Source organism: Ktedonobacter robiniae (assembly GCF_016587375.1).
Classification (GTDB): Bacteria; Chloroflexota; Ktedonobacteria; order Ktedonobacterales; family Ktedonobacteraceae; genus Ktedonobacter; species Ktedonobacter robiniae.
Genome location: NZ_BNJG01000002.1, coordinates 2,294,997 through 2,318,990, shown reverse-complemented (window position 1 = coordinate 2,318,990; position 23,994 = coordinate 2,294,997). Strand labels below are relative to the sequence as shown.

The 23,994-nt window shown below is 51.1% G+C and carries 6 protein-coding genes; 4 read left to right on the top strand and 2 right to left on the bottom strand.

Annotated elements, in window-relative coordinates; genetic code table 11:
• Positions 1 to 7: 7 nt before the first annotated feature.
• Positions 8 to 1,057, bottom strand: a complete 1,050-nt coding sequence (locus JMJ04_RS31020) for a TauD/TfdA family dioxygenase (protein ID WP_201374213.1) — start codon at positions 1,055 to 1,057, stop codon at positions 8 to 10.
• Positions 1,058 to 1,456: 399 nt separating this feature from the next.
• On the opposite strand from JMJ04_RS31020, the gene JMJ04_RS31015 reads away from it, so the two are divergent.
• Entirely contained in the window at positions 1,457 to 1,675 is a 219-nt protein-coding gene (locus JMJ04_RS31015; RefSeq protein ID WP_236038545.1) for an MbtH family protein, read from the top strand.
• Positions 1,676 to 1,737: 62 nt separating this feature from the next.
• Here the strand turns inward: JMJ04_RS31015 and JMJ04_RS31010 are convergent, their stop codons facing one another.
• A complete protein-coding gene (locus JMJ04_RS31010; protein WP_201374211.1) occupies positions 1,738 to 2,937 on the bottom strand; it encodes a cytochrome P450 in 1,200 nt (399 codons plus the stop codon).
• 423 nt (positions 2,938 to 3,360) lie between these two features.
• On the opposite strand from JMJ04_RS31010, the gene JMJ04_RS31005 reads away from it, so the two are divergent.
• The 3 genes from JMJ04_RS31005 to JMJ04_RS30995 are packed head-to-tail and all read left to right on the top strand — an operon-like array spanning position 3,361 to position 23,910.
• Positions 3,361 to 8,091, top strand: coding sequence for a MupA/Atu3671 family FMN-dependent luciferase-like monooxygenase (locus tag JMJ04_RS31005; RefSeq protein ID WP_201374210.1), 4,731 nt, complete (start codon positions 3,361 to 3,363; stop codon positions 8,089 to 8,091).
• Positions 8,092 to 8,102: 11 nt separating this feature from the next.
• Complete coding sequence (locus JMJ04_RS31000; RefSeq protein WP_201374209.1) at positions 8,103 to 10,025, top strand: non-ribosomal peptide synthetase; 1,923 nt, start codon at positions 8,103 to 8,105, stop codon at positions 10,023 to 10,025.
• Between the two features lie 4 nt (positions 10,026 to 10,029).
• Complete coding sequence (locus JMJ04_RS30995; protein ID WP_201374208.1) at positions 10,030 to 23,910, top strand: non-ribosomal peptide synthetase/type I polyketide synthase; 13,881 nt, start codon at positions 10,030 to 10,032, stop codon at positions 23,908 to 23,910.
• Positions 23,911 to 23,994: the final 84 nt, after the last annotated feature.

Below are 23,994 nucleotides of genomic sequence, written 5' to 3'. Positions count from 1 at the left end.
AATTTACCTATTGTATTTCGTTGTCCGCTACGATTTCGGCCATAGCTACAAGAATTTTGCGTGTGCCTTCAAATGGATCACGGGAATGTGAAACCATCATATTGTCGAGCATGATGACATCGCCTGGTTGCCATTGAAAACGTACGGCCTGCTTCTCATACAGGTCACTAATTTCTTGCACTACCGAATCTTCAATGGGTGAGCCATCACCGTAGTACACATTGCGCGGTAACTCTTCCTGGCGGAACATCGACATCATCGCCTCACGTACCTCAGGATCGAGACAGGAGACATGATGTAATTGAATCTGGTTGAAAAATAACATCTCCCCAGTATGAGGATGTTTGACAACCGCACGGCCAAGCTGGCGTGTCGTGAGGTGGCTCTCGCTTTTCCACTCAAAGTCAATCCCAGCTTTACGGCAATACGCCTCTACAGCCTCCTTATTGGAGGTCTGGAAAAACTGTTGCCAACTGACATCCAGGCCATCAATAAAGTTGCGCACATAAAGCAGCTTTTTCTCGGTAAACCGCTTGATCAGCCCGGCATCTAGACTCTGGTAGATTCTGCGGCAATCCAGAATGGGAGTAGCGCCTCCTTTTTCCGCCGCTTTGACACAGTAAAACCAGATTTTCATCGGCCAGCGGTGCATATGGGAGCTTTCATTGTGGAAAAGGATCGACTTGTTGGCAGGATAAGGCGTTGAGCTATAGACTTTCTGGCCGGCATCTTCTCTTGGGAGGTCCCCATATTCATCAAAGAGTTCATCGCTAACAGCGCGCGCAAAGGCTTCAAATTTTGCGGGCGCGTCGATATGAAAATCGCGGAACAGAATAGCACCATGTTTAGCCAATTCGGTGCGCAGAAGTTCATTATTGCTAGCGGCCCACTGTGCGAGATTTACCCCTTCTACCGAGGGTTGCATGACAAGCGGCAGAGTCAACTCTGGCTGCAGATAGCTGCTTTTCACCAGGCTCATTGTAGATAGATCAATCTCTTCACGCCTGGCGCGGATGCCCGATCTGAGGCTAGATTTCAGGTTCGCACGTTTCTCCACAGAGGTTTCCTTTCTTTGACACTGCTTTTAAATGCTTTCATAAGCCCTCAAACACTTTGCAATACAGTTTACCTGGTAAGGGAGCCCTCTAACATGACAAAAAGATATCAATGATAAGACATCTAGTGAAATGTCCTTTAAGCACATATGTGCCCTCCTTCCCTACCTGCGGAACTATAAAATGCAAAAGTCAATAACAAACAGATGATAGATATACGACAAAAGATACAGGCATAGAGAATCTTGCGGAGACAGAAATGTTCTCTATGTATCCTAAAAATGTCATTCTCAGTGTGAGGGTCCTAATGTTATATTTATGGTATGTTTGGAATAGACAGTTAGATAATTTATGTGGTCGTCTGCTGTCATATTTAGAAGATCACAAGGAGAATGACAAATATGCCGAACGATGAGCGGGAAGATACAACAATCTATAAAGTGGTCCTGAATCACGAAGAACAGTACTCTATCTGGCCTGTCGACCGCGAGAACGCTCTGGGATGGCGGGATGCTGGTAAAAGCGGCACTAAGCAGGAATGCCTGGCATATATCGAAGAAGTATGGACTGATATGAGGCCACTCAGTCTACGCAAAAAGATGGAAGAGGCCTCGAAATAAAAAGCGCAAAGGGAAGAACAGGCAGGCGAATGACTTATTCGCCTGCCTGTTCTTCCCTTTGCCTAAAAGAGTACAGGCAGTCGTTTTACACCATGAAAAGAAAGGTTTTCATGCCATGTAAGCTCCTCGTCGGCTAAACGGAGGTCTGGTAGACGCCTCAGGAGCGTTTCAAAGAGAACGTGCATTTCTAAACGAGCGATAGGAGCACCTATACAATAATGGATATTTTGTCCAAAAGCCAGATGACGATTGTCCTGCCTGCTGATGTCGAAGGTGTCAGGAGCATTGAAAACGGCTGGATCACGATTGGCAGCTCCTAACATCAACATGACACTTTGTCCTTTGTAGATCTTTTTTCCACCAATTTCTGTTGTCTGCCTGGCAAAGCGAGCAGTAAACTGCACAGGGCTATCGTAACGTAGACACTCTTCAATTGTGCTAGTTAACAGAGCAGGGTTATCTCGTAGTTTCTGAAGCTCATCCATATTATGCAGGAGAGCCAGTAACCCGTTGCCAATCGCGTTTGTCGTTGTCTCGTGTCCTCCCGTAAACAAGCCAACACAGTTCATGAGCAGTTCTTCCTCGGTTAGAGAGCCGTCCCGCCCATAATGTTGTAGCAATGCGTCCACAAGATCATCTTTAGGGTTCGCTTTATGTTCAGCCACAACGCCGCGAAAGTAGTGTGTAAAGTCTTTAATGCTTTGAAAGAGCCGCTGGCAGAGTTCGAGAGTTGGAGGATTACCTAAAAAGTCCGCGAGGTCATCAGACCAGCGCTTGAACTGCTGACGCTCATGAACTGGAACGCCCAGCATATCTGCGATTACCTGCATTGGTAAGGGAAAGGCAATATCCGCAATAATATCCAGTTTGCCCTGTTCTATCACTTGATCGATCTGTGCATTCACAATGCTCTGAATATGCTCTCTCCATCTCTCTACCATTCGAGCAGACATCGCCTTATTGATGAGCGAACGCATGTGGGAATGCTTGGGAGGATCAGCATAGAACATCAGATTAGAGATAGAAGAAAAGAGGGGGCGCAGTTCTGACCAGGGAGGCTCCTGCAAAATAGCCCCTTGCATCATTCGCTCGGAAGATAGGGCCCTATTTGCAAGCGCAGCTGTTACATCTGCATAGGACGTAACGACCCAACATCCTAGATGGCTATCGAGATGAACTGGATGATGGGAGCGCAGCTTATGATAAAGTGGATAAGGGTCAGCAAAAATGCCAGGGCCATAGAGGTCATATTCGATGGGCATAGAAATCTCCCGTCCTTTACTCTGTTTTCGCGCTTTTTGCCTGGCCTACTCTCTATCCGCCATGTTATCGCGCAGCAATGGATAAGAGTAGCAGAGGGTATAACGTTCAGGTAGGTGGAAACCAACGACAACACGTTCTGCTTCATTACTATAGCAGACCAGGTGATTGCTATAGAATGACAAAAAAAAGACATCTCTATATGATCTGAGAGTTTTTCCGTTGGCTGCCCTTTCTTCTCCAGACAGGTGTTTGTTTAGCGGTTGATATGAAGATGTTATGTTCCTTTGCCCCCTTCCCTGAGTATTCTGTCTTTTGAGTGTCTGTCTCTAGACGGAATCACAGCCGTTGCATGCAAAACACACGTGCCTTGCTGTTCTAAACGGCTCCACGGCAGAAGCCACTGGTAGGAAAGAAGGCAAAAAGTGAAAAAAGAATTATACGATGAGCGAATCGGGCATTGTACTACACATGTCGAGCTTCTGCGCACAAGGGCACGTATCGATCCTGAAAAACGTGCTTACACATTTCTCGCGAATGGCGAGATAGAGACCGAGTCTCTGACTTATGCCCAACTCGATCAGCAAGCCCAAAGGATTGCGGCCCTACTCCAGCAGCACCAGATCAATGGACAGCCAGTGCTTCTGCTCTATCAACCCGGACTGGAGTACCTGGCAGCTTTTTTTGGCTGCCTGTACGCTGGTGCTATCGCGGTCCCAGCGTATCCACCAAGGCTTAATCACAACCTGGAACGACTAGAAGCAATCGTCGCGGATGCGAAACCAGTTCTGGCCCTTTCCTCACGCACACTGATAACAACAGCGCTGAGCAAGCAGTTCTCTACGTTCTCGCACCTCGGACAACTTCACATAGAAACGACGGATACTCTGCCAGGGGAACTAGCCGGGCTGTGGCGAGAACCGGTATTAGATGCAGAAACACTTGCGTTTTTACAATACAGCTCTGGCTCAACTGGCAAACCGAAGGGAGTGATGGTGAGTCATCGCAACCTTCTTTTTAACCATAAAATGCTGCAAACGGCGTTGCAGCATCCAGTACGTGCCCCATTTGTGAGCTGGCTTCCGCTCTTTCATGATATGGGCTTAATTGGCAAGGCATTGGAAGCTATCTATTGTGACGCTCCCTGTATTTTTATGTCCCCTTTTTCCTTCCTCCAAAAACCTTTACGCTGGCTACAGGCTATCTCAGACTACCGGGCTTATAGCTCTTTCGCGCCAAACTTCGCATATGATCTATGTGCACAGCAAATCACACCTGAACAGTGCGAAGGGCTGGATCTTAGTCACTGGCAAAACGCGGCTAACGCAGCTGAGCCAATTCGTAGTGAAACCCTGGAGCGTTTTGTCAGGGCATTTGCCCCTTATGGCTTTCGTCGCGAGGCTTTTTTCCCCGGCTACGGCCTGGCAGAAGCAACGCTCATTGTAACAGCGAGTGACTCAGGCCAGTTACCAATTGTACAAACAGTCCAGGGCGATGCACTCGAACAGCAGCAGGTTGTGCCAGCTTCCGACGCAGCGCCACGTGCCAGAAACATTGTTAGCTGTGGGCATACCTGGCTGGAACAGAAAATCATCATAGTTGATCCTGAGACACGGCTCGCATGTCCACCCACACAGATAGGCGAAATTTGGGTTGCTGGTCCAAGCGTGGCTCATGGATACTGGAAGAATCCACAAGCCACAGAGGAGATCTTCCAGGCCCGGTTGGCCGACACAGGAGAGGGACCCTTTCTACGCACTGGAGATCTCGGCTATTTGACGCAGGGAGAACTCTTTGTCACTGGTCGTCTAAAAGACCTCATTATTGCCTATGGCCGTAATTTTTATCCTCAGGATATAGAGGTGGTAGCGGAACAAAGTCATTCGGCACTACGGCAAAACAGTAACGCCGCGTTCGCACTCGACGTAGCAGGGGAAGAGCGCGTCATTCTTGTTCAGGAGATCGAGCGCCAGTACAGACACCATGACCCCAGCGAAATCTTCGCAGCGATACGTAAGGCAGTACTCGAACAACACGAACTCCATCTGCATGGCATTGTCTTGCTTAGACCTGGAAGTATTCCCAAAACTTCGAGTGGAAAAATACAGCGTAGAGCCTGCCGTGAATTCTTACTGGCTCATAAGCTGCCAATTCTATTCGCAGATGTTCCTCCGCAGGTTGCGGCACTGATTGAGCCACACAACACAGGCACACAGGAGCACATTTCCACAGCAATAGAGGCGCAACCTTCAACGAGTTTCTCTGATAAGACAAAGCAGGAGCAGAAACCTTTGAATGTCGCGGCTCCCATTCAAGAGGCCTCGGCATCCAGAGAGGCAAATGCCAGGCAGATGCAATTCAGTTTACTCTATTTTGCCAGCAATGAGGCCGCGCTATCTGAAAATAAATATCAGCTTTTTCTGGAAGGTGCCAGGTTTGCCGATCAGCATCAGTTCACGGCTGTATGGATACCTGAACGACACTTTCATCCCTTTGGGGGACTTTATCCGAATCCTTCTGTGCTGGCTGCAGCTCTGGCTGTGGCTACCAACAATATACGCCTGCGAGCCGGAAGTGTTGTTCTGCCCATGCATCATCCCGCCCGCGTCGCAGAGGAGTGGTCGGTTATTGATAATCTTTCCTCTGGCCGTGTGGATATCGCGTTTGCAACTGGCTGGAACCCCAACGATTTCGTGCTAGCTCCGGAGAATTATGCGGCGCGCAAAGACAAGTTGTTCTCAGATCTGGAAATATTTCAGAAGCTCTGGCGCGGCGAGGCGATAACCTGGACCAATGGGGTGGGCAAAGAAACATCAATCAAAATTTATCCACAACCCCTACAAGCCGAACTTACTCCCTGGATCACCTGTACAGGCAATCCGGAACGCTTCGTTGAGGCGGGCGCACTAGGAGCCAATATATTGACCGGGCTCCTTTTTCAGAGTGTGGAAGAGTTGGCGGAAAAAATTCGTCTATATCGTGAAGCGCGAGCAAAGCATGGACACGACCCAGAACAAGGTCATGTCACACTTATGCTACATACCTTTGTGGCAGAAGAATTGGAAGAGGTACGCGCCAGGGTTCGCCAACCCTTTACTGAGTATCTTGAATCGTCAGTGGATCTGTGGCGCCATGGCAGCGAAAAACTGGATAATCTAACTTCACAGGAACGTGAAAAAGTGCTGTCCTATGCCTTTGAGCGTTACTTTCACACACATGCGCTCTTTGGAACTCCACAAAGCTGTGAAAAAATGGTTGAGCGCCTCAGTGAGATTGGGGTGGACGAAATAGCCTCGCTGATCGATTTTGGGATGGATTTTGACAGTGTTATGGACGGCTTACACTGGCTCAATGTATTGCGCAAACGGTATCAGAAGCGCATACTGCCTCAGCAGGCACCACTAAGTAGAGAGTCTAAAGCTCCAGCTTCTGTCCAGGAAATTCCTGAGCCTCCTTTACCAGAAATGAAACCCTCTAACCTCTCATTTCAGGAGCAACAGCCAGAAATACTGCACTCGTACCTACGACGACAAATAGCCCAGGTTTTGGAGCGACCGGAGCAGGCTCTGGGGAGCACTATTGACCTGCGCGGTCTGGGCCTGGATTCACTCAAAGTTATGAGCGTGGTCAACAACTGCCAGCGTGATCTGCAGATCACTATAGACGCTGGCTTATTCTACCAGTACACATCTCTCGATGAACTGGTCAGACACCTCACTTCAGACGACCAGCAGGATCGTCAACACCAGAACAACGGGGAACAAGCGACCAAATCTCACCTTCCCACGGTACGGCGCCAGGAAAGGCAGATCTACTTCCCTCAATCTTTTGCCCAACAACGTCTATGGTTTCTCAGCCAACTCCAACCAGACAATATCGCGTATAACGTTCCCACCGCCATCCGTATTAATGGCAAACTGGATGTACATGCTCTACAGCGTAGCCTGGAAGAAATTATACGGCGCCATGAAATTTTGCGCACCACCTTTGGTGTTCACCAGGGACAACCTGTCCAGATTATTGGTGCCCCCACATCGTTTCCATTAGCTCTTATCGACATAAGCGCATCAGCCTCTCAGCAACTCCAGGAAGACATTCAGCAATGGGCACACCAGGAATTTCAGCGCCCCTTTGATCTGACACATGGCCCGCTCATACGAGCTACTCTGCTGCAAATCGGGGCGGCAGACGCGTTACTTCTCCTTACCTACCACCATATCATCATGGATGGCTGGTCAAAAGGTATTTTGTTGCAAGAGTTGAAAACGCTATATAGCGCTTTCGTTGCAGGCCAGCCCTCCCCCCTGGCGGACCTCTCGATTCAATACGCGGATTTTGCTGTGTGGCAAACGGAATGGCTACACACATCCAATACGCAAGCGACAACAGAATATAGGCTCATCTCCCTGGGAGAGCATGAGCAGACACCGCTTTCCAAACAATTGCGATACTGGAAACAACAACTGGCCGGGCCGTTGCCAGTACTAGAGCTCCCTACAGATCGCTCACGTCCACCCATTCAAACCTCCCATGGCGCACATTTACCCATCAATATTCCTGAAAAACTCATGCATGATCTGCAAGCATTAAGTCAACGAGAAGGCGTCACACTCTTTATGACGCTGCTTGCCTCTTTTCAGCTGCTACTAGCCCGCTACAGTGGACAAGAAGATATCCTGACGGGTAGTCCCATCGCAGGTCGCACGCGAGCAGAAACAGAAGCGTTAATCGGCTTTTTTGTCAATGCGCTGGTATTGCGCACGAACTTTTCGGGCAATCCTACTTTTCAAGAGGTGCTTCACCGTGTGCGCGAGGTCTGCCTGTCAGCCTACGCGCACCAGGATGTTCCCTTTGAACAGGTGGTAGAGGCAGTTTACCCGGTCCGCGATTTGAGCCGATCGCCTCTCTTTCAAGTAATGTTTGGTCTGCATGAAGCCGCCTGGTGGCTCGAAGCCGATGTAGCTGGCCTCCAATTGCGCCAGGTAGAGATTGAAAGCAATATATCTGTCTTTGACATAACCTGGTCGATGACGACCGGGGATTTGGGATTATCGAGTACAATACGGACCTCTTTGAGGAAAGCACAATCGCTCGAATGGTGGAGCATTGGTACGAACTCTTGCGCTCTATTGTTGCGCGGTCAGACCAACATATAGCGGATATTCCTTTGCTCACGGCAACAGAGCGAGAACGCATTCTATATCACTGGAATGAAACGCACAGATTTTCCATTCGCCCACGTGGCCTGCACCAGCTTTTTGAGGAACAGGCACGTCTCACCCCTAATGCAATCGCGCTCAAAACCTCCTCGGTAAATCTGACATATAAGGAAGTGGAAGAGCGAGCCAATCAGCTGGCTCATGCACTCTGCCATATGCATCTGCCTGCTGGTGGACATGTTGGGGTCTGCATGAGCAAAGTACCAGAAACGATTATTGGTTTGCTCGCTATCCTCAAAGCTGGCGGCGTGTATGTGCCACTGGATCCCCACTACCCGCAGGAACGGCTGGCATTTATGGCAGCAGATGCTCAACTTTCGGCCCTCCTCACCCAGCAAAAGGTGCGTCATGCTCTGCCTGCGCTTGAGGTTCCAATCCTCTACCTGGAATCAGACTGGTTCCAGAAGAGTAAAGAGAGTACAAAACCACTAGCATGGGAGGTTGAAGTAGAGCAGCTCGCGTATATCATCTATACCTCTGGTTCAACTGGTCGTCCCAAAGGGGTCCAGGTCTCGCACCAGGGTATATGTAATATGGTAGAAGTGCAAAAACGCACTTTCGAGCTACAGGCAGGAGATCGCGTTTTGCAATTCTCTTCGCTGAGCTTTGACGCCTCCATCTGGGAAATATGTATGTCGATTTGCACAGGGGCCACGCTCTGCCTGGGAGAGGAAGACGTAGTCCCGGCGGGTCACGCGCTTGAAGCAACCCTCTCAAGCATGGCGATAACAGTCGTCACGTTGCCCCCTTCTCTCCTGGCCTCACTCTCTCCTGTAGCCCTCCCGCAACTCCGCACAATTATCGTTGCTGGCGAAGCCTGTTCCGCTGAACTGGTAACGTCCTGGTCGAATGGTCGGCGCCTCTTCAATGCCTATGGGCCGACGGAGGCAACTGTCTGTGCCACCATTGAGCGCTGTACCGACGATACACGTCAGCCAGCAATCGGACGCCCAATCGACAACACACAGACATACATTCTTGATTCCACCTTAACCCCCGTCCCAATTGGGGTCGCGGGCGAACTGTATATCAGCGGCATTGGTCTGGCTTACGCATATCTCAATCGGCAAGGACTCACAGCCGAGCGTTTTATTCCACATCCATTTAGCAGGCAGGAAGGTGCGCGGCTCTATAGAACGGGCGACCGGGGACGATACAGAGTTGATGGCACTATTGAGTTCCTGGGGCGCATCGACAGCCAGGTCAAAATCCGCGGCTATCGCATTGAACCTGGCGAAATTGAGGCTGTGCTCTTAGAGCATCCTACCGTTCAGACTTGCGCTGTAGTCGTGCAAAAGAGTGCAGCGGGTGAACAACAACTTGTGGCCTATATTACTACCAGAGCGCAACACGTCTTTTCTAGCGAAGAACTGCGCGCATATCTACAGCGATGCCTCCCCGAATATATGCTACCGACCCTACTAGTGCCACTAGAAACGATGCCATTAACCCCTAACGGCAAGGTTGATCGTAAGGGGTTACCCGATGCACAGACGATACGCCAGCAAACAGTAGCATCACTGGTACAACCAATCACTTCTACCGAGAGAGTGGTTGCTTCTATCTGGCAAGACTGTTTGCATCTCGAAAAAGTAGGCCTGCATGAGAATTTCTTTGAACTAGGAGGCCATTCATTGCTTGTGGTTCAGGTTATTCAGAGAACCCAGGAGCACTTTCAACGTGAGGTAGCTCTAACCGATCTATTTGAGTACCCCACGGTGAGTGCGTTCGCCAAATTCCTGGACCAGGCTGTCCAGCCCGCCGATCTCAACCACAAACCAGCCACTATTCTCTCGGCACCTCAGGAAGAAGCCTTACGCTCTGGCCAGAATCGTCTGAGAAGTCGCCGAATGTTGCAAGAGAAAGAGTAAGTGCATGACACATGAAGAATACACCGGACTGGAGATCGCGATTATTGGCCTGGCAGGACGTTTCCCCGGAGCCAACAATGTTGAGGAATACTGGCGAAATCTACGCGAAGGGCTTGAGAGCATCTCTTCTTTCTCAACGGAAGAGCTCCTGGCCGCTGGTGTAAGTCCGGGCGAATTAGCAGATCCCTCCTATGTAAGGAGGGGCGGAGTCATCGAGGACATTGATATGTTCGATGCCTCCTTCTTTGGTTATAGCCCCCGCGAAGCAGAGCTACTTGATCCTCAGCAACGCCTTTTTTTAGAATGCGCTGAAGAGGCTCTGGAAAATGCAGGTTATGACGCTCGCAGGTCGAATGAAACCATAGGGGTCTACGCAGGCGTGGGACTGAATACCTATTTCCTGCGTAACCTCTATCACTGGCAGGACTGGTCGAATATTAGCGACATCTACCAGACTATTACAGCCAGCGACAAGGATTTTCTCGCCAGCCGCGTTGCCTATAAGCTCAATCTACAGGGGCCTGCGCTCGTGCTTCAGACCGCCTGCTCTACCTCGCTTGTAGCCGTACATATCGCGGCACAGGGGTTGCTAAGTGGTGAATGCAATATGGCCCTGGCTGGCGGCGTGACCATTCGCGTACCTCATAAAACGGGCTATCAGTATCAGAAAGGAAGCATTCTCGCACCTGATGGACATTGCCGGGCCTTTGATGCCAGAGCACAGGGAACCGTAGCGAGTAATGGAGTTGGCATTGTCGTTTTAAAAAGACTGGAAGATGCGCTGGCGGACCGTGATCATATTTATGCGGTCATTAAAGGTTCTGCGATTAACAACGATGGTGCAGTAAAGGTTGGCTATACCGCACCCGGTGTACAAGGGCAGGCGCGTGTTATTCGCGCGGCACACCTTGTAGCAGGGGTAGATGTTGAAAGCATTGGCTATATTGAAACCCACGGCACGGGAACAGCACTTGGGGATCCAATCGAAATCGCCGCACTGACCGAAGTCTTTCGCGCACGGACGAGTAAGCAAAACTTTTGCGCACTCGGCTCGGTCAAAACCAATATTGGGCACCTGGACGCCGCGGCAGGAGTTGCGGGCCTGATTAAAACAATTTATTCGCTACAGGAGCGTATGCTCCTGCCTTCACTCCATTTTCAGACGCCGAATCCTGCCCTTCACCTGGGGCAGAGCCCCTTTTATATCAACAATACGTTACGTCCATGGGAGAGCTCAGGCGCTGTCAGGCGTGCGGGCATCAGCGCCTTTGGGATCGGAGGTACAAACGCACATGTTCTGCTGGAAGAAGCGCCCCAATCCTCCAATACGCCACGCACATGCCGACCTCAGCAATTACTTGTGCTCTCCGCCAGAACAGCGCAGGCACTAAAACAGGCCAGCAGTAATCTCGCCCTACATTTGCGCCAGCACCCCACCCTCGAACTGGCCGATGTGGCCTATACATTGCAGGCTGGCCGTCCCCTTTTCAATTACCGTCAGGCACTTGTTTGCCGTGATCTGGAGGACGCAGCTAGCGCGCTAGAAACAGATGATGCCCTCCGCTTAATGACCACGCACAACGAAAGCAGCGAGGCACCCGTAGCCCTGATGTTTCCAGGCCAGGGAGCCCAATACATCGAAATGGGACGCGACCTCTACCAGACCGAACCAGTCTTTCGCGCTGAACTAGACCGCTGCGCTGACTTACTTAGACCACACCTGGGATGTGATCTGCGTACCATCTTTTACCCATCGACGGATGAGCAACGTACCACGGCTACCCGGCTCTTAACCCAAACCTGGCTCACACAGCCCGCTCTCTTCGCATTCGAATATGCCCTGGCACAGCAATGGATAGCCTGGGGCATCCATCCTGTTGCCATGATCGGACACAGTATTGGCGAGTATGTCGCCGCCTGCCTGGCAGGTGTCTTTACGCTTGAAGATGCATTACGTCTTGTAACTGCCAGAGGGCACCTGATGCAGAGTATGCCTGAAGGAGCCATGCTGGCCCTCTCTCAACCAGAGCAAGAGGTACAGGCGCTTTTAACTGGTCGCCTCTCTCTCGCGGCAGTGAATACGCATACCCAGTGCGTGGTAGCAGGGCCAATCGCAGAGATTGAAACCCTGGAGCAGCAATTGAGTGTTCAGGGTAGTGCCAGCCAACGCCTTCGCACCTCGCATGCGTTTCACTCGGAAATGATGGAACCCATCCTGGACGAGTTTGCAACCCTGGTCGCCTCTATCAAACTCTCTGCACCACAAATCCCTTATATTTCGAATATCACAGGCACCTGGATTACCGCTGAGCAGGCCACCAATCCTTTCTATTGGAGCCAGCATATACGCCAGCCAGTGCAGTTCGCCGATGGGATTACAACACTCTTACACGAACCTGGGTTGGTGCTCCTGGAAGTAGGACCTGGCAGGACACTCAGCACCTTTGCCCAGGCCCAAGATATATTCCAGGCTGAGCACGGTTCGCATACCATCATTTCCTCTTTGAGGCGTCCATCGAAGGCACAAGAGGGCGATACGTCCCTCTTAAGCAGCCTGGGGCGCTTATGGCTGGCTGGGGTTGCTATTGAATGGGACAAACTGCATGCTGACGAAGAACCTCGACGCGTTCCTCTGCCCACCTACCCCTTTGAACGTCAGCGCTACTGGATTGACCCACCTCAATTAACGGGTATGTCGCAACCTTCCCTACTAGCCTCTAGTCATACAAACAAGACAGGAGAAACACGCGAAGAACAGGCAACCTCGACGCTCTATCCTCGGCCTGATCTGCCCACACGCTACGTTGCCCCGCGTAATCAGCAAGAAGCAGCTCTGGCTGCGTTATGGCAGCAACTTCTGGGCGTTGCACAGATTGGTATCTACGACTCTTTCTTTGAATTAGGGGGTCACTCTCTCCTCGCGACACAACTCGTTTCGCGCCTGCGCTCTGATTTACAGATGGATCTGCCCCTGCGCGCAATTTTTGAAGCGACCACCATCGCCGAACTCACCCAGCGTATTGCGGAACACAGCTCTCCCAAAGGAGACGAGCCCGCACTCTTTCAGCCTATTCCTCTTGTCGCGCGTAGCGAGAAACTCCCCCTGTCATTTGCCCAGAAACGGCTCTGGTTTATGCAACAAATGGAGCCGGGGGCAAGCTTTCTTAACATACCACTAGGGGTGCGCATACAAGGTCCCCTTCAGCTCAAAACCCTGGAGCAAGCCCTACAAGAGCTTATCGATCGCCATGAAATACTACGCACCACGTTTGTAGCGAAAGGGAACGAGCCAGAACAAATTATAGCTCCTATGCTACATGTGCCAATTACCCACATTGACCTGCAAACAACAATGGCGAATGACCAGGAGCACGCGCTCCACCGCTTAGCGACTGGACAGGCGCAGCAACCATTTGACCTGGAACAAGGTCCTTTGTTGCGCGTATCCGTGTTTCAGCTCGCTCAAGATACATCTGTACTACTTGTCACAACGCATCATATCATCTCCGATGGTTGGTCCTTTGGCATCTTTGTGCAAGAACTTCTGTCGTTGTATACAGCCCTCCGCGCTGGTCTGACCTCCTCGCTCGCACCTCTGGCTATCCAATACGTGGATTTCGCGGCCTGGCAGCGTGAGTGGCTTCAAGGAGCAGAGATTGCCGAACAACTGGTATACTGGCAGCGACAGCTCGTAGGCCCCTTGCCTGCACTAGACCTCCCCACTGACCATCCTCGCCCAGCAATACAAACCTATCGCGGAGCCCATTTCCCTTTCCAGCTACCGGATACGTTGACTGCGCAGTTGAACACACTCAGCCAGCAAGAACACGCCACCATGTTTATGTTGTTGCTAGCCGCGTTCCAGGTCGTCTGTGCTCGTTATAGCGGGCAGGAAGACATTTTAATCGGCACCCCCATTGCCAACCGCAGGCGAACCGAACTCGAAGGACTGATCGGCTGCTTTATCAATACCCTGGTTATACGCACACAGCTCTCTAGCAAGTGGTCATTTCGCGAACTGCTCCAGAGTGTGCGCGAAAAAACGCTGGAAGCGTATGCTCACCAGGATATACCATTCGAACAATTAGTAGAAACACTGCAACCTGAACGGGATTTGAGCCGCTCACCCATTTTTCAGGTCATGTTCATGCTACAAAATGTTCCCTTGCCCACAACAGAAGGCGCCGATCTGCGTTTGAGTGCGCTCGATATTGACAATGGAGCTACCCAATTCGATCTCACTCTGATTGTCAATGAGACAGATAAGCAGCTCACCGGTCTGATCGAGTACAACGTCGATCTTTTTGAGCCTACAACCATTGAGCGGATGATCGCACACTGGCAACATCTCCTGGACGCCATTGTCGACGATTGTACCCAGCGTATCATAGATCTCCCGCTGCTCACAGCAGAGGAACAAAGGACGCTCAATGCCTGGAACGCTACCCAGGTACACTGGGATGCTCCAGGCAACGTTGCGCACCTGTTTACCAGGCAGGTCACATGTACCCCGGAAGCACCCGCACTAACATGGAAGGACCACGTCTGGACATATAGTGAGTTGAACAAAGCAGCCAATTGCGTCGCGCATGCTTTACTTAAGCAAGGCGTCGAGCCCGGCCAACTCGTCGGTGTCTGCCTGGAACGTTCGGCGGAACTCATTGTCGCGATCCTCGGCGTACTAAAAGTCGGTGCAGCTTATATACCACTAGACCCTACTTATCCTCAAGAACGCCTCTCTTTTATGTTGACCGATAGCCGAGCAGGTATCCTTCTCACACAAGAAACACTCACACAACGTTTCGCAAGCTCAGAAGCGCTCTCAATTATCACCTTACCCTTGCCCGCCACTGCCATAGATCAGGTAGATGATCCAGCCATAGACATAGCGAGTGATGCACTCGCGTATATGATCTACACCTCTGGCTCTACAGGCAAGCCCAAAGGGGTCATGATTCCTCAAAAAGCGCTGCTCAATTGTTTCCTGAGCATGGCCAGGGAACCGGGTATGAGCGCAAACGATAGCATACTGGCTGTTACCTCATTCTCCTTTGATATTGCCGCACTGGAATTGCTTCTGCCCTTAATGGTCGGAGCATCTCTGACCATTGCCAGCCAGGAAGAGGCGGCTGATGCCCTGGCGCTACGCCAGCTTCTTGCGTCCTCACGCGCGACATTTATGCAGGCAACGCCTGCAACCTGGCGTATGCTCTTGCATACTGGCTGGTCGGGAGACCCTCAGCTCAAAATACTTTGTGGGGGAGAGCCTCTGCCCCAAACGCTAGCACAGCAGTTGTGCTCTCACAGCCAGAGCGTCTGGAACATGTATGGCCCGACCGAAACGACGATCTGGTCTACGACGCAACAACTCCACGAGACAGATGCATCTATCAGTATAGGCCATCCAATAGCTAACACCCAGATATATATCCTCGATACGAGAGGCCAGGAAGTACCTCTTGGGGTCACAGGCGAGCTTTTTATTGGCGGTTCCGGTCTCGCGCATGGCTACTGGCAGCGCCCAGCACTGACAGCGGAGCGTTTCGTGCCTGATCCCTTTAGTACACAACCCGGCGCACGACTCTATCGTACTGGGGACCTGGTTCGCAGGACATCTGAAAATGCTCTGGTTTACCTGAGTCGTCTGGATTTCCAGGTTAAGGTACGGGGGCATAGAATCGAACTGGGCGAAATCGAGACAAAACTGGCGCAACATACGGCGGTAGGTGAGTGCCTGGTAATGGTCTCTGAAAAAGGTGAAGGAGATACCAGGCTGGTCGCCTATGTGATCCTGGAGAGTGGCTCTTTGTTCGATAAAAATGACCTGCGGCATCACCTGGCGCAACAGCTACCAGAGTATATGCTGCCAGCTCATTTTATTGCCCTGGAGCAATGGCCGTTAACTCCCAACGGAAAAATTGACCGCCAGGCGCTCCTCACCTTCAAGCCTACTGACGCAGAAACACTGCCTACCTCTGCACCAAGGAATGCAATTGAAGAGATTCTTGTCGAGGTCTGGGGCAAGATCTTGCAACACGATATTCCTGGCATTGACGCGAATTTCTTTGAGCTGGGAGGTCACTCGCTACTGGCAACGCAACTGCTAGCACACATTCGCACCCTTTTCTCGCTAGAGCTGCCGCTACGTAGCATCTTTGAAGCGCCTACCGTAAGAGCATTTGCCTCGTTCATACAGCGCGCCCAGCGAGAGGAGCAGGACTATCAGCTCCCACCCCTGGTATCAACTCCAGGTGAGCAAGCAGTTGTTCCATCTTTCGCCCAGCAACGTCTCTGGTTCCTTGAGCAACTAGAGCCAGATACGGCAACCTATCATATCCCTGTCGCGTTGAGAATGCAGGGACCCATAAATACAAAATACCTGGAGCAAAGCCTGGAAGCTATCGTGCAACGTCACGATAGCCTGCGGACAGCCTTCATCACCCACAATGGTCAACTTGAGTCGTTTATCAACCCAACGCACTCCGTTCCTCTGGCGCTATCTACACAGCATTCGGCGATAACAATACAGGAATTACAAGCTCTCGTCAGTGACGAATTACATCAACCCTTTGACTTGAGTTGTCCCCCGCTTTTGAAGGCGACGCTTTTCCGCCTGGCTCCAGAGGATCACATTCTGCTCATCACCATGCACCACATCGCCTCAGATGGGCCATCTTGCACTATCCTGGTACAGGAACTTCTGCAATATTACAACGCGCTGACGCGAGAAGAACCTCCTGTCTTGCCAGATCTCTCCATTCAATATGCCGATTTCGCCCATTGGCAACGCCAATGGCTGTCCGGGGCAATACTTGAGACGCAGCTCCAGTATTGGAAACAACAACTGGCCGCTATTGTCCCGCTCGAACTACCAACCGATCGTCCACGCCCAGCAATCCAGACGTTCAAGGGGGCCGACATCACCTTTACGCTTCCGCAAGGGCTAGCAGTGGATCTACAGGCCTTGAGCAAACGCGAAGGGGTGACACTATTCATGACTTTACTCGCCGCCTTCCAGCTCTTACTCTATTTTTATAGCGGGCAGGAGGACATTGCGGTTGGAACACCCATTAGCAATCGCAACCAACCGGAGTTAGAGGGTTTGATTGGTCTGTTTGTCAACACGCTGGTTTTACGTACTAACCTGGCTCAAAATCCCAGTTTCTCTACATTACTGGCAACCGTACGCGAAATCTGCCTGGAGGCCTATGCGCACCAGGATCTTTCCTTTGAGCAAATTGTTGATGCGCTGCAACCAGAACGTGATCTGAGTCGCTCACCACTCTTCCAGGTCATGTTTGTGTTACAACATACATCAACCAGAGATATACAGACACAACTTGAGCCGCTTCAGCTCAGTCTTTTCCCACTCAACAGTCATACATCCAAGAATGACCTCACCCTTGAAATAACAGTAGATGGTCCAGAGCTACATGGACGTCTGGAATATGCTACCGACCTCTTCGATAGCTCAACAATGGAGCGCCTGATAACGCACTGGCAAATGATTCTCGCACGAAGTGTAGCCAATCCCGCAGAACATATAGCAGATTTCCCACTTCTGACCCCTGCCGAATACCAACTCTGTATAGAGCAGTGGAATGCTACGCAACGCTCGTACCTGGCAACGCACTGCCTACATCAGCTTGTAGAAGAGCAAGTCGAACGTACGCCCCAGAACCTGGCGGTAATCTTTGAACGTGAACAGCTCAGCTACGACGAACTTAACCGGCAGGCCAACCAGCTCGCACGCTATCTCCAAACAGTCGGTGTCGGACCAGATGTACCGGTTGGCGTATGCCTCGAGCGTTCGTTAGAACTTGTTATCAGCCTGCTGGCCATTCTCAAGGCAGGAGGCGCTTACGTACCTTTTGATCCTTCATATCCGGTTGAACGACTCACTTTTATGTTGGAGGACGCTGGAGTGCCAGTGCTTCTCACAGCATCACACTTGCGTCAAAACCTACCGGTTGGCTCAACGAGCATCATCTGTCTTGACCATTTGCAGGCGCAACTGGCATCTTTCGCTACGGATAATCTGACCAGTTCGGTTCAGCCAGAGAATCTGGCCTATATGATCTATACCTCCGGCTCTACAGGCCAGCCCAAGGGGGCAATGAATACCCATGCAGGTATTTGTAATCGTCTGCTCTGGATGCAGGATACCTATCACCTGTCAGAGTCAGACCGGGTTTTACAGAAAACGCCGTTTAGCTTTGACGTTTCCGTGTGGGAATTTTTCTGGCCGATGCTCACAGGTGCCAGTCTGGTCCTCGCCCGTCCCGATGGACACCGCGATCCTGCCTACCTGGTACAACTTATACGCGAAGCACAAATTACAACCCTCCACTTCGTGCCATCCATGCTCCAAATCTTTTTAGAGGAGCCTGGCATCGAGTCCTGCCAGGATCTGCGAAGAGTTATCTGCAGTGGCGAGGCTCTTTCCGGTGAGACCCAAAGACGCTTTTTCTTGCGCCTTTCCGCGGAACTACATAATCTCTATGGGCCTACCGAGGCTGCCGTCGATGTCACCGCCTGGCAATGCGATCCAGAGAACCAGAGGCCTGGTGTACCCATTGGTCGCCCTATTGCCAATATCCAAATATACCTGCTGAATGCTCACCTCCAACCTGTTCCCCCTGGCGTTATTGGTGAACTCTATATCGGCGGCATTGGCCTGGCTCGCGGCTACTGGCAGCGTGCCGGGCTGACGGCCGAACGTTTTGTGCCAGATGTATTTAGCAAGCAGCCTGGTGCCAGGTTGTATAAGACTGGCGACCTTGCGCGATATTTGCCAGATGGCTCGCTTGAGTACCAGGGACGAATTGACCACCAGGTGAAGGTGCGTGGTTTCCGCATCGAATTGGGAGAGATCGAGGTGGCCCTGACACAGCACCCAGAGGTCCGTGAATGCGCGGTCAGTGTGCGCGAAGATCTTCCTGGTGTGAAACGCCTTATCGCCTATATTGTCTGGAGACAATTGGGAGTACATCTAGAGCACCAGTTGTTGCGCGACTACCTTCAGCAACGCTTACCGGAGCATATGGTTCCGGCACTCTTTGTGCCAATAGAGCAACTTCCACTCTCTCCAAGTGGTAAACTTGATCGTAGAGCGTTGCCAGCGCCAAGTGCTGTCCAGCAAGAGCAGAGTGGCACATTTGTGGCACCACGGACACAAACCGAACAGATTATGGCTCAGATCTGGGCAGCGGTGCTCGGGCTAGAACAAGTCAGTGTCACCGACAATTTCTTCGCGCTAGGCGGTGACTCCATCTTGAGTATGCAGATCATCGCACGCGCCGCGCAAGCCAATATCCGGCTCACACCCAGACAGATATTCCAACAGCAGACCATAGAAGCTCTCGCAGGTGTCGTGAACACCTATACTCCTTTTCAAGCAGAACAAGGAGTAGTCACGGGTGCGGTTCCACTGACCCCCATTCAACAGTGGTTCTTCGCGCAACGCCTGGAACACCCGCATCACTGGAATCAATCGGCGCTGTTGAAGTTGGCCGAAGACGTTGATGTAGATCTGCTTGAAAAGGCTTTTGCGGCCCTTCCACTACATCACGATGCCTTGCGCCTGCGCTTTACTCAGTACGAAGGAAACTGGCAACAGGTCAACGCAGATGATCGACATCTTCCAGCATTTTTCACCACCATCGACCTCGCCGGAAAAAACTCTGAAGAGCAAAAATGTATTATCGAGCAAACGCAGGAACAGGTCCAGGCTAGCCTGGATCTGGCAGATGGCCCACTGCTGCGTGTTGTATGTTTCCAGCGTGGGCAGGCTCAATCAAGCATCCTTCTGGCCTGTATTCACCATCTGATCGTAGATAATGTTTCCTGGCAAATCCTGCTAGATGATGTGCAGGTTATCTATCGAGCACTTCAGCAAAACGCCCAGTTCCATTTGCCACCAAAAACCACCTCCTACCAGCGCTGGGCACAATATCTGATACACTATGCGCAAACGGACGAATTACTCCAGGAGCTTGATTTCTGGTTGGGAGAGAATCGCGGACAAGTGGCGCCACTACCAGTTGACAGCGAAAACAACGCCGCAGACAACACCATCTCTTCCGTACGTACCTATACGCTCAGCCTGAGTAGTGCAGAGACCAGCGAACTGCAAGAAATGATGACGCGAGCATATCAAATCCCCATAAGTGATGTGGTGCTGGCCATGCTTGCCCTGACATTTGCGCGCTGGGCAAAAACCGACACAATTCTGATAGACGCAGAGGGACATGGACGCGAAGAAATATCAGAAGAGCTAGATGTTTCGCGCACAGTAGGCTGGTTCACATCTATCTATCCTCTATATCTACAATTGCAGCAGACGCAGAGTGAAAGCGACGCCTTGCGACATACACTGGATAGGCTACATGCCCTGCCTAATAAAGGGTTTAACTATGGAATTCTACACTATCTGCGCGAAGACCCTGAACTACATAGGCGTTTTCAAGCTCTGCCAGCCGCAGAAATTTTGTTTAACTATGTTGGGCAGCTCGATCAACTCATCGCCTCAGCCGCACTCTTTAAAGAGATTATTCCGTCGAGTGGCTTTGACCGGAGTCCCACAGGCAACAGGAAACATCTTTTCGAGATTATCAGTGGCATCAGAAACGGCCAGTTGTATGTAGACTGGCGATATAGCACACAGAAGCATCATCCTGCGACTATCGAACACCTGGCGGCAGGCTTTAAGCAAGCTTTACGTGCCTTGATTCAACAAAGCCAGTCTGTGGAAGCACGCCTTATGCTCTCGGCTCAATATAATCATCTCCAGCTTACGCCAGTGCAATTTGAGCAGATCATGGCAGAACTAGCGATTCAACCACAAGAAGTCGCAATCATTGACACGCTCTCTCCTGCACAGCAGGGTATGCTATACGAAAGCCTGAGTGCTCCAGGTAAAGGCATTCATATAGAGCAATGGCTCTGCACATTGACAGGCAAGTTAGACATAGATGCCTTCAAGCGAGCCTGGCAATGGGAACTGGATCGACATGCCATTTTCCGTACCGGCTTTACCTGGGAAAATCGAACTGAACCATTACAAGTGGCATTGCATCACGTCCCGCTGGCACTGGATCAGCATGATTTACGCCATCTCTCTCCCACCGAGCAAAGCAGCTATCTTGATCGCTATATGGAGGAAGAGCGTAAGCGTGGCTTCGACCTAGTGCATCCACCACTGATTCGCCTCGCCCTATTTCAGTTAGAGGATAAAACCTACTGCTTTGCATTGACCTATCATCATATTCTTATGGATCTCTGGTGCCACCATTTTGTGGTCAAAGAGGTCTTTGCTTGCTACCAGGCCTATAGCCAGGGGCAATCGTTTCATCTTGAACCGAGTCTTCCTTATACTGAGTATATTGCCTGGCTCAGAAAACAGGACCTTACCGCTGCGGAACATTTCTGGCGTCAAAGCCTGCATGGTTTTATCCATCCCACCGCGCCGGGACGCGAGGGACAGCCTGGTCAACCATCCAACACACGCGAAGGACACGCATCCCAATCACTTCCGCTTGCGCCTGCCACTATGGCAAGGTTACAACAACTAGCGCGCCAGCAACGCTTCACACTCAATACCCTTTTCCAGGGCATCTGGGCTTTGTTGTTGAGTTGTTATAGCGGAGAAGAAGACGTGCTCTTTGGCGTCACTGTCTCAGGAAGACCTCCCGAGTTAGCTGGGGTCGAAAACATGGTTGGCCTGTGCATTAATACCTTGCCATTACGCGTACGCACTGCGGCTCATACTCTGCTCTGGCCCTGGCTAACCGAACTTCAAAATTACAATCTAGAATTACGCCAGTATGAATACACCCCTGCTGGTTTTATTCACGCCTGGAGTGATATTCCCGCTGGAGATGCGCTCTATGAGAGCCTGCTCGTCATTGAGAACTTTCCTGAAAGTTTCTCGACCATGACAGAATTAGCCGACACCCTGGCAATTTCAAGCTCTAAATTAATGGGTGCGCAAACGCGTCACGCACTCGCTCTACTCGTTACGCCGGGAGAAAACGCGAGTGTAGGTTGTATCTACGATGAGCAACGCATCAGTCAACGTATGGCACAGCAGATCCTTGAACATTTTCGCTTGCTCTTAGAACACGTAGCGACAGACGGCAATCAACCGTTGGGAAGCTTACAAAAATATATCCCAGAGCAACAGATCCCCGTGCTTTACCCCGCTCGCGTCAAACAGGTTACAACCAGTAACCTGCCCCGCACCAACGAAGAGCAACTATTAGCACAGATCTGGCAGGAAGTATTGGGCAGCGAACAGATCGACATTCATGCCAATTTCCTGGAAATGGGGGGACATTCTCTGTTAGCAACGCAACTCGTATCACGTATCCGAACCACATTCCAGGTAGAACTCCCGCTGCGTAGTTTCTTTGAGTCGGCAACCATTGCCGGCCTCGCAGTCTTGATTGCAAACACCCCACACAAGCCTGGCTTGCTGCAAGGCTCCATTCCCGTGGCAACGAGAAACCAGCCGTTACCTCTTTCTCTCGCGCAGCAGCGGCTCTGGTTTCTCGACCAGATGTATCCCCAAAATAGTCTTTATAACATCACTCGTGCCTTGCGTATTCAGGGGGAACTGCACAATGAGGTTCTAAAGCTCAGCATTGTAGAGATTATACGCCGACACGAAGCCCTACGTACCACATTCCCCACTATAAATGGAGAGGCGGTGCAAAAAATTGCCCCCCTGGCAAACCTTCCCTGGTCGGAAATCGATGTACGCGACTTACCGGGAGAAGAGCAAGAGGCTCAGGTTGTAGCACAAATCCAGGCCGAAACGCACGAACCGATGGATCTCGCTAACGGGCCATTGATCCGCGCCGTACTCGTAAGGCTGGGAGACGAAGATCATCTACTGATCATAACCATCCACCATATTATTTTCGATGTCTGGTCTGAGGGAGTCTTGGTACGTGAACTCCTGGCGCTCTATCAAGCCTTCACTTCCGGACAACCCTCGCCGCTGGCTGAGCTACCAGTGCAGTACGCGGATTTTGCCGTCTGGCAGCGTCAGTGGTTGCAGGGCAAAGTTCTCGACGAACAGATCGCGTATTGGCAGAGGCGACTTCACAACGCAAGCGCCCTTGTATTGCCCACCGATCACGCTCGTCAGGCATTCCCCAGTTATAAAGGAGCGATGCAACCATTTTCCATTGGGCAGGAACTCTCAGGCGCCCTGGCTCATCTCAGCCAACAAGAAGGCGTTACCGTGTTTATGACCCTTCTCACCGTGTTTATGAGCTTGCTCCGCCTCTATAGTGGTCAGACAGATATCGTAGTTGGCACTGACATTGCCAATCGCACGCGCACGGAGACAGAACAATTAATAGGCTTTTTTGTGAACCTGTTGGTACTCCGTGGAGACCTCAGCGGAAATCCATCCTTCATCCGCTTACTCCAGCAAGTAAGTGACATGGTTCTCAATGCCTACGCACATCAGGATCTGCCATTCGAGAAACTGATTGAGGTTCTACGCCTGGAAAGAGAAAGCAATCAGGTATCCTTGACCCGTGTCTTGTTTGTGTTCCAGAATACACCCTGGGTTGAGTTAAAACTGGATGGTCTTACGTTTATGCCTGTGAGTGTAGAGCAGGATGTGACACGCTTTGAACTAGCTTTCTTTCTCTGGGAAACGCCAACAGGGTTCATGGGAACCGTTAACTATAGTACCGACTTGTTTGAGTCCGCGACCATTACGCGTATGATCTCCCATTTTAAGACCTTCTTGCAGCGTGTATGTGATCAACCAGATGCGCGCCTGGATGCCATCAAACTCTTCAATGAAGAAGGAGAAACCGCCCGACGCTCTTCACAACTGCGAAAACTAAAGAAACAGAAAAAATAACTCACACAATCCGAGTGACGCCCCGACCTTTAGTGGTGGATTTACAAAGTGTAGGGTCCATGCCAGCATGGACCCTACTAAAGG